This window comes from Treponema berlinense (assembly GCF_052273165.1).
GTDB lineage: Bacteria > Spirochaetota > Spirochaetia > Treponematales > Treponemataceae > Treponema_D > Treponema_D berlinense_A.
Window position 1 is genome coordinate 37,306 of the sequence record NZ_DAVZIU010000018.1, and the last position, 8,831, is coordinate 46,136.

Sequence of the window (8,831 nt, forward strand, 5' to 3'; positions counted from 1 at the left end):
TTAGTTAAAAATTATTCGATTTTTCCTGCGGTATAGAAAGCGTCACAGTATTCGCAGCGGTAAGTTGCCTTTTTTCTGTCAGCAAGAATAAAAACCTGAGGAACATAATGTTCTGTCATTGTTATACAGCGCGGGTTTTTACATTTTATAACGTTTTCTACACGGTCTGGAAGTTCCATTCTGATTTTGCGAACTATTTTTTCGTCTTTTATTATATTAACGCAAATATTTGGATCTATAAAACCCAAAACCGAAAAATCAATATTGATGATATTGTCGATTTTAATTATATCTTTTCTTTCAGCCTTTTTACTCGGAACATTCATAATAAGCGCGCTTGTAAAACTCGCCTTATCAAGTCCAAGCCAGTGAAAAATTTGCGGACCACAGCCAGCCTTTATGTGGTCGATTACAAGACCGTTTTTGATTGTATCAACATTAAGCATTACAGAACCCCCAGAATTTTTGCAATAAGAGCCATTCTCGCATACATTCCATATTTTACCTGCTTAAAGTAGGCAGCGCGCGGATCAGAGTCAACTTCTGGTGAAATTTCGTTTACGCGTGGAAGCGGATGCAAAACAATCATATCTTTTCGGGCAAGCTCCATTTTTGCCTTGTCGAGGATATAACTGTCCTTTAAGCGCAGGTAATCCTGTTCGTTAAAAAAGCGTTCCTTTTGAACCCGGGTCATGTAAAGAATATCAAGCTCACCGATTACATCTTCCAAGCGGCTTGCGGTCGAATAAGGAATATTAGCTTCGTCCAAAAAATTAGAAACCCAGTCAGGGATTTTTAATTCTTCCGGGCTTATAAAGACGAATTTTACATTTTTATAACGGCACATTGCTTCTGTCAGAGAATGAACGGTTCGTCCAAATTTCAAGTCGCCGCAAAAACCGATCGTGTGTCCTTCAAAACCGCCTTTTAACGCACGAATCGTCACAAGGTCGGTTAAAGTTTGCGTCGGATGATAATGTCCGCCGTCGCCGGCATTGATAATCGGGCATTCTGAAAATTTGCTCGCCAGAAGAGCCGCGCCTTCTTTTGGACTTCGCATTGCAATTACATCAACATAAGAGCTTACAACGCGAATCGTGTCCGCTAAAGTTTCGCCTTTTGAAGTTGAACTGTTGGAAGCGTCGCTAAAACCTTCGACAGTTCCGCCCAAATGCAGCATGGCCGCTTCAAAACTCAAGCGCGTTCTAGTGCTTGGCTCAAAAAAAAGTGTCGCAAGAATTTTCCCGCGACACACGTCCTGAAAAGATGATGGATCAACAATAATCTGTTCGGCGAGAGTACAAATCTCGTCAATTTCTGAAACAGTCAAATCGTTTGGCTGAATTAAACTTAGACCTTTAAGCATGATTTGAGTTTACCACAACGAAAAATTTTTACCAATAGAAAACAAATCGCTTACAAAATTTTTTTAAAATAAATTTTCCGCTTAACCGCTCACAAACTCATAAAAAAAGCCTGATTTTGAAAACTAAAAACCAGGCTTATGTTAAAACTTTTTATCTGTTAGCGTTCCTTCTTAAAACTGTAAATCAAATTATCAGTCGGGGCGTTGTCTACGCTGACAAGAACCCAACCAATGCTTTGAAGCTTTAAAAAATCCGATTCAGAAATGTTTTCTACCGTTACAAAAGGTTCCATAAAAGAGCGATTCCTCCCGCGCTTCTGAATTTTGTCAACACTCTCGAAAACTTTTTTAACTTTTATAACTGTATTTTAGCACTAATCCGTAAAAAAACATAAAAAAAACGAACTTTTTTATACAAACATAACATTTTATTATTTTTCTGAAAGAAAAAATCTACGCCAGATTGTAGCAGCGCGTAGCGTCCGCCTTTGGCGGATGAAGCGGAAGCGGAACTGCGGAAAGCTGGTTAGACGGCAAAATTCCGTCCGCATTTATGGAAGACTTTCCAATAACTAAAAGTTACGGATTAAAATTTTGACTTGTAAAAAATCCTCATATATCATTTAAAAGTCATCTAAATATTGATTTGTTCTTGAGGAGGAATATACAGATGAAAAAAATTTTGCTTGCTGCAACAGCAGCCTTGGTTTTGTTTAGTGCTACAGGTTGTAAAGAAAAAAACACCGCATATCCAAAAAAAGGCGTTACTATGATTTGTCCATGGGGCGCTGGTGGAGGAACTGACGCAATTCTTCGCGCTGTTTGTTCTACTGCCGAAAAATATCTTGGAACGACAATAACTGTTGAAAATAAAACTGGCGGCGCCGGCTCTATCGGTTATCGCGCAATAAAAGATGCAAAACCGGACGGCTACACTCTCGGTATGATTACTTTTGAGTTGAATTCAAACCCATGGCAGGGACTTCAGGATTTTACTTACGAAGCTTATGATCCGCTCATTATGGTAAACACTGACGCTGCTACAATCACTGTAAAAGCTGACGCTCCATACAATACTCTTGCAGAATTTGTTGACTACTGCAAAGCTCACCCTGGAAAAGTAAATATCGGAAACTCTGCTCCAGGCTCTGTATGGCACATTGCAGCCGGACTTTTTGCCTCTGAAGCAGGAATCGACGTAAAACACGTTCCTTTTGAAGGCGCTGCTGGTGCTGTAACTGCTGTTGCCGGCGGTCATATCGAAGCAGTTTCTGTTTCTCTTGCAGAAGTAAAATCTCAGCTCGATGCTGGAAACGTAAAAGTTCTTGCAATTATGGATTCAAAACGTCCAGAGGCTTATCCAAACATTCCAACAATGAAAGAATGTGGTTATGACGTTGAATTTGGTACTTGGCGCGGAATTGGACTTCCAAAGGGAGTTCCTGCAGAAATCAAAGCTGTTCTTTTTGACGCTTTCACAAAGGCTATGAAAGATGAAAACTTCATCAAAACAGCTAAAAACCTGAACCAGAACGTTACTTACATGGATTCTGAAGTTTTTGCAACTTACCTTAAAAACAACTACGAAGGCACTGGCGCTACAATGAAGCATCTTGGACTTACAAACTAGCTTCTAACTAAATATTTTGGGCTGTCCAAAAAGTTTGAACCAGCGGTAAGATTTTCTGTCAAAATATTTGCGCAGAGGATTTTGCCGCAAGAACTGCTTTGGATAGCCTTTTTTTTACTGGAGACAAAAACATGAGAATAGCCAACATTGTTTCGGCAATAATTGGAATGCTCTTCTCTTTGGCTGCATTCCTTAAAACTCTTACATTCAAAAAATTTACTAACGTTCCTGTCGGTCCGGAATTTTTTCCACGTATTCTCTGTATTGCGCTTTTTATCTGCTGTCTGATTCTTCTTATTACAAATATCCTGAAAAAAGATGACGGCAAAAAAGCGCCTACAATCAATCCGCTTAACAAAGACATACAAAAGTGTATTCTTGCCCTTGCGGTAATTGTCGTTTATGCACTGCTGTGGAACGTAATCGGCTTTTTGCTTGCCACACCGCTCGCGCTTTTTGCAATGATGCTGATTCTTGGACAGAGAAATTATCTTACTATGGCGATTGTCGCTGTCTGTGCAGACCTTGTGATTTTCTGCGCATTCAAATTTCTTCTTCAGATTGAAATGCCTATGGGCTTTCTTGACGGATTATTCTAGGAGGTGGAAAGATGGATTTTTCTTTAATTTCTTCGGCGTTTGGACAAGTTTTCTCGCTTTCTACCATACTATATACTTTTTTAGGTGCGGCCGGCGGAATTTTAATCGGCTGTATTCCGGGTCTTACCGCAACTATGGGAATTGCGCTTCTTGTTCCGTTTACTTATGGACTTGAATTTATTCCTGGCGTTGCAATGCTTTTGGGGATTTTCTGTGGCGGAATGTACGGCGGTTCAATTTCGGCAATCTTGATTCACACCCCGGGAACTCCTTCTGCCGCGGCAACGGTTCTCGAAGGTTTTCCAATGAGCCAAAAAGGTCAGAGCGCTAGGGCTTTAACACTTTCGCTTTTTTCTTCTTTCTGTGGCGGAATTATCGGCGCAGTCATTATGACTTTCCTTTCTCCGACAATTTCTAAAATGGCTTTAAGGTTTGGCCCGGCAGAATTCTTTGCACTGGCAGTCTTTGGTTTGAGCGTTATTGTTTCAATTTCTGGAAAGTCGATTTTAAAAGGCTTGATTACGGCAATTTTTGGACTTTTAATCTGCTGCGTTGGAATCGACAAAACCTGCGGTTACATTCGCTTTATAAACCTTCCTGGATTCTACGACGGAATTCCTTTTATTCCTGCCTTAATCGGACTTTTTGCAATCAGCGAAGTTCTTGCCAATTTTGAACATCTTCTAAAAGGCAACCCCGCTCCAAAAAATATAAGCGCTTACAAGGCCGGAAATGCAATCGGAAATTATCTGCGTTCTGTAATCAAAAACGTAGTTCCAAGCAAAGAAGACTTTAAGGCAATCTGGCCACACATGCTCAAAGGCGGTTTAATAGGAACTTTTATCGGTGCAATTCCTGGAGCAGGCGGCGATATTTCGGCATTTGTTTCGTACAGCGAAGCAAAAAGAAGTTCTAAACATCCTGAAAAATTTGGACACGGAGCACCTGAAGGAATTGCGGCTGCGGAATCTGCAAACAACGGCTGTTCTGGTGGCGCAATGATTCCAATGCTTGCGCTCGGTGTTCCTGGAGACTCGAACACGGCGGTTTTGATGGGCGCATTTATTATGCACGGATTCCAACCGGGACCTATGATGTATGTTGAACATCTCGATGTCGTTTACGCAGTTTTTGGTGCCTTGATAGCGGCAAACCTTGCCTTCCTTATAATCGGAATGCTGGGCGTAAATCTCTTTTCTAAAGTCATCAATATCCAGCGTTACATTTTAATTCCTTGTATTCTCGTTCTTTCCCTTGTTGGTTCTTACTCAATCAACCAGAGTATGTTCGACGTTTATTTTGCAATTGCAATGGGCGTAATCGGTTACCTTATGCAAAAATATGAATTCAACCTGTCTCCGATTCTCCTTGCCCTTATTTTGGGACCAATGTCAGAATCAAACATCAGGCGCTATATGCAGATTGTCGATGGAAACTTTATGCAGATTTTTACCCGCCCAATCTGTATTATTTTCTTTGCACTCGCAGTTTTCTCAATTATTGCAGCGGTTTTGAACCAAAAAAAGATTGCAAAAAGAATTGGGTCTTCTCAGGCTGATGACACAAACGGCACAAGTGTTTAAATTAGAAGTGGAATTATAATTTTTTTGAAAACCGATTGTCGGTTTTTTGACAGTTTTGAATATTTTTATAAACAGGTATTCAGACTGCCAAAAATCCGTCTTTCAAATTCAAAACAAAATTTAAAAAATTCCAGACTTTAAATGAATTTTAAAAACGGAGGAATTCATGTTAAAAAAATTGACTGCGGTATTGCTTACTGCGGGAGCATTCTTTGCTGCAAATGCCGCTCCTAAAGTAACAATTTCCGGAAAAGGGGCAGATGCTTCTTTCGACACAATTCAGGCGGCAATCGATTCTGTAAAAGACGACGGAGAATACACAATCAGCCTGCCAAAGGGAACTTACAAAGAAGTTATTTATTACAACGGACCGGCAACAATCAAACTGTCTGGTCAGACAACAGAAAAATACGGAAAAGACGTAATCATTTCCGAAGCAAATGACGGCGATATCTGTCTTAACAAACGCGCAGACGGCGCACAAAAAAAACGTTGCATTATCGAATTTGAAGGAACCGGAAACCTTATTCTCGAAAATCTTACCGTTCAGAATACTTTTGAACGCGGTTCTGTAAAAGGTTCAAACACACAGGCAGAAACCCTCGGATACGACGGAAGCGGATTTGTCGCCGCTTATAACTGTTCATTCCTTTCTCATCAGGACACATTGCGCACGACCGGAAAAACCTGGTTCTACAACTGCTATGTAGAAGGCGACACTGACTTTATCTGGATGGAAACAACAGGAAAAGTCGCCCTTTTTGAAGAATGCGAAATCAACGCAGTTTACGACGAAAAACACACTACAAAAATCGCCTATGTCGGAGCACCTCGTATGCAAATTGGTCCTACAGCAGGCAAAGGTCTTGTAATCTACAATTCAAAGATCATAACAGACCCTCGTCAAAAAACATACTTAGGCCGTACACCGTGGAGAGCTGGCTATTACAACCAGATTGCCTACATAAACACAAAGGCAGACGGAATCGAAAAAGAAATCTGGCTGGAACAGCCTTTGACTGCGCCAGGAGTTCCACAGAATGTAATCGGCTGGAAAATGGACAGCAAAACTGCAAAAAGCCTTAAACTCAACACAAAAAATCGCGCCGACATTATTCCAAAAGCAGACGTTAAAAACGAATTTAACGGTCGCAATGCAATCGTAAACCGCTATTTTGATATTTTGAGCAACAAATACAGAAAAGACAGCGACACAGAATGGGATCTCAATTCACTTGCTGCAAAATCTGGCTGGAAAGTTTCAAAAGACAAGTCTTCCGCACTTTCAAAAGGCGAACAGGACAAAAAAACAATTTACGCATTTGACGGCACAACAGACAATTCCGCTCTAAAATTCAACGGATTTGCAAAAGAAGAAGGCAAATCTCACGTTGAGGGAAATGTTGGCGATTCAATTACAATTCCACTTTCAACAAAGGCAATTGTAAAAGTTACAGGCTACAATCTCGGAACAGGAACAATCAAAGCTGGAAAACAGGGACCTGTTTCTTACTATTTTAGCAACGGCACAACCGATTCAACTCTTTCAAAATCTTACGTTGTTTACGAAAATAACAGCGAACTTTCAATAACGGCAGACACAAAAACCTACATCACAAAAATCGAAATTCTGCCGGACGACAGTTTGACATTCCGCCCGGTAACAGCAATCAAGGTAAATACCTACAAAAACCGCAAACAGCTTCAGGGCAAAAAAACAATGCAGATGAGCGCAGTTCTAACACCGCAGAACCCGACAAACGACGAATACACTTGGTCAGTTTCTGATCCAGACGCAGCCGAAATCGATCCAAACGGTTATTTGACAGCAAAATCTGTAAAAGAAGACTGCGTAATCAAAGTAATTGCAACTTCAAAAGACCAGAACGGCGTAAAAGGCGAAGCAGATCTTAAAATCTTAAAACCAGAAGAAGGCGCATTCTCGGCAACCTGGCTCAACAGCGAAACCGCATCAACGACGCTCGAAGGAAAAAGTGACGACACTTCAGTTGCAAGCGTTTCAAAAGCAATTCCTTCAAAAGGAAACTGGACTTACAATTCAGGCAAAATCACCTCTGACATTGCAAAGGGCGCGCTCAGTTTTGGCGATTACAGCGAACCAGTCAAAGGACGCGACAAAGTTTACATCGACTTCCCGATTACAGCAAACAGAAAAATTGAAATAACAAACATTGAAGTTTCTTACGGAAATCACGGAACAAGCAACATGGCCTGCCAGATAATGTGGCTCAAAAACGGAAACAAGGGCAACATAGCCGATGACACCGACCGTCAGGTACGCAACACAAAGAAAAGCTACCGCGCTTACCCGACAGTAATAGCCGAAAAAGGCGAAACTGTAACAATCCGCGTAATTCTTTACGGACTCAACGGCACAGGCGACATTCCAATTCCGACAGGAAAATCACCGACAATCGGAACCGTAATCATAAACGGCCGGGCAGCAAAGTAATTTTGCAAAAAAAAAGAGGAGCGCAATCTACGCACTCCTCCAGCCTTTCGCCCTTCCGCACAGCTCCATCTCAGGCTAAAAGCCTGAGACTACGGGGCTACAGTCTGGGCTAAGAATTCTGTTCAAACCAAACAAAAAAACAGTCTTTTGTAAACTACTCCAAGTTATTCAAAAGATAAGTCGCAAGAAGCCTTTTCCAGCTAAAATTTTCTAAATTAGAAACACTTGAATAAGCAGTTTGTGTAGAGCTTTGCAACTGCGCAGGAATTCCTTTATTTTGATCTTTGCTTAATTCATCACGATTTTTAAGATAAATCGCTTTCCAAAAAAGTTTCATATTCGAATATTCATAAGGAGTATTGGACTCAGAAGTTAATTCGCTAACAGAACCAAAGCTCTTAAAAAGATATTGTGTTTTGGCAAGAGTTTTAAGAAGAAAATTTGTTTCTACAGAACCAAGAGTTACAAGAACAGAAATAGAGCCTTCAGGAATAGATTCAATATCAGAACGCAATCCTGTCGAAAGCCCATTCGGTTTTACTTCTTTTGAAGCATAATAAAAACTGACATTCAGCGTTGTACTAGCAGAGCCGTTTTCAGAAGCGTAAGTTACAGGCATGGTGCACCAAGTATCAGAAGGGCCTGTCAAATCGTCCAAAACCTTTGAATCCTCTTCCGAGCAACCTGCAAAAAACAATCCGCAAAGCAAAACAGCCGCAAAACCAAAAATTTTATTCACTTTTTTCATAATATCTCCCAAAAAGTCAAAATAAAAATACAAAATCCGACAAAGCATTTTAACAACAAAATAAAAATCAAAAAAGAGAAAATAAGGTTATTTATTTTCGCACTGGCTTTGAAAATCCAGCAGGAATCCCTGTCCGTCCTTAAAAACGAAAATTTTGTAGACTTCCTCGTTCCGCAAAAGGCAGATTTTGTCGTATTTTTTGTGAAAAAACTAATTCTTCCGCAAAAAAACAAAAAAGCGGGGCTTTTACACTCCGCTTTTTATTCATAACATTTTATTTTTCTTTTTCAACACACTGAATATGCAACTCATCCAGCTGTTTCTGCTCAACAAAACTTGGGCAATCGTCCATCGGCGACATTGCAAGATTGTTTTTAGGGAAGGCGATTACTTCGTGGATGCTTTCCTCGTGGCACATGAGCATTATAAGGC

8 protein-coding genes are annotated in these 8,831 nt (G+C 40.5%); 4 read left to right on the forward strand and 4 right to left on the reverse strand.

What is annotated here, in order from left to right:
* Positions 1–11 precede the first annotated feature (11 nt).
* The 3 genes from ACT6XC_RS07140 to ACT6XC_RS07150 form a co-directional block, all read right to left on the reverse strand.
* Positions 12–446 (reverse strand): aspartate carbamoyltransferase regulatory subunit, encoded by a 435-nt coding sequence (locus ACT6XC_RS07140; RefSeq protein ID WP_443738068.1) that lies wholly within the window; start codon positions 444–446, stop codon positions 12–14.
* Positions 446–1,366 (reverse strand): aspartate carbamoyltransferase, encoded by a 921-nt coding sequence (gene pyrB, locus ACT6XC_RS07145; RefSeq protein ID WP_443738069.1) that lies wholly within the window; start codon positions 1,364–1,366, stop codon positions 446–448. The genes ACT6XC_RS07140 and pyrB overlap by 1 nt, the downstream gene beginning before the upstream one ends.
* Before the next feature lie 158 nt (positions 1,367–1,524).
* A complete protein-coding gene (locus tag ACT6XC_RS07150; protein ID WP_443738070.1) occupies positions 1,525–1,659 on the reverse strand; it encodes a hypothetical protein in 135 nt (44 codons plus the stop codon).
* A gap of 377 nt (positions 1,660–2,036) precedes the next feature.
* Between ACT6XC_RS07150 and ACT6XC_RS07155 the strand changes: the two genes are divergently transcribed.
* From ACT6XC_RS07155 to ACT6XC_RS07170, 4 genes are all read left to right on the forward strand, one after another.
* Positions 2,037–2,996 (forward strand): tripartite tricarboxylate transporter substrate binding protein, encoded by a 960-nt coding sequence (locus tag ACT6XC_RS07155; protein WP_443741308.1) that lies wholly within the window; start codon positions 2,037–2,039, stop codon positions 2,994–2,996.
* Between the two features lie 131 nt (positions 2,997–3,127).
* The gene (locus tag ACT6XC_RS07160) at positions 3,128–3,595 is read left to right on the forward strand and encodes a tripartite tricarboxylate transporter TctB family protein (RefSeq protein WP_443738072.1); all 468 of its coding nucleotides are present in this window, start codon (positions 3,128–3,130) and stop codon (positions 3,593–3,595) included.
* An 11-nt stretch (positions 3,596–3,606) separates the two neighbouring features.
* A complete protein-coding gene (locus ACT6XC_RS07165; protein WP_443741309.1) occupies positions 3,607–5,178 on the forward strand; it encodes a tripartite tricarboxylate transporter permease in 1,572 nt (523 codons plus the stop codon).
* Between the two features lie 166 nt (positions 5,179–5,344).
* Positions 5,345–7,651, forward strand: coding sequence for a pectinesterase family protein (locus ACT6XC_RS07170; RefSeq protein WP_443741310.1), 2,307 nt, complete (start codon positions 5,345–5,347; stop codon positions 7,649–7,651).
* A gap of 154 nt (positions 7,652–7,805) precedes the next feature.
* On the opposite strand, the gene ACT6XC_RS07175 is transcribed toward ACT6XC_RS07170, so the two are convergent.
* Positions 7,806–8,399 carry a hypothetical protein gene (locus ACT6XC_RS07175; protein ID WP_443741311.1) on the reverse strand — a complete coding sequence of 198 codons (594 nt, stop codon included), beginning with the start codon at positions 8,397–8,399 and terminating at the stop codon, positions 7,806–7,808.
* Positions 8,400–8,831 lie beyond the last annotated feature (432 nt).

Excerpts from the sequence above, each read along its gene's own strand:
- ACT6XC_RS07170 (WP_443741310.1), top strand. The coding sequence starts at position 5,345 with ATGTTAAAAAAATTGACTGCGGTATTGCTTACTGCGGGAGCATTCTTT.
- ACT6XC_RS07140 (WP_443738068.1), bottom strand. The coding sequence starts at position 446 with ATGCTTAATGTTGATACAATCAAAAACGGTCTTGTAATCGACCACATA.
- ACT6XC_RS07150 (WP_443738070.1), bottom strand. The coding sequence starts at position 1,659 with ATGGAACCTTTTGTAACGGTAGAAAACATTTCTGAATCGGATTTTTTA.
- ACT6XC_RS07175 (WP_443741311.1), bottom strand. The coding sequence starts at position 8,399 with ATGAAAAAAGTGAATAAAATTTTTGGTTTTGCGGCTGTTTTGCTTTGC.
- ACT6XC_RS07160 (WP_443738072.1), top strand. The coding sequence starts at position 3,128 with ATGAGAATAGCCAACATTGTTTCGGCAATAATTGGAATGCTCTTCTCT.
- ACT6XC_RS07155 (WP_443741308.1), top strand. The coding sequence starts at position 2,037 with ATGAAAAAAATTTTGCTTGCTGCAACAGCAGCCTTGGTTTTGTTTAGT.
- pyrB (WP_443738069.1), bottom strand. The coding sequence starts at position 1,366 with ATGCTTAAAGGTCTAAGTTTAATTCAGCCAAACGATTTGACTGTTTCA.
- ACT6XC_RS07165 (WP_443741309.1), top strand. The coding sequence starts at position 3,607 with ATGGATTTTTCTTTAATTTCTTCGGCGTTTGGACAAGTTTTCTCGCTT.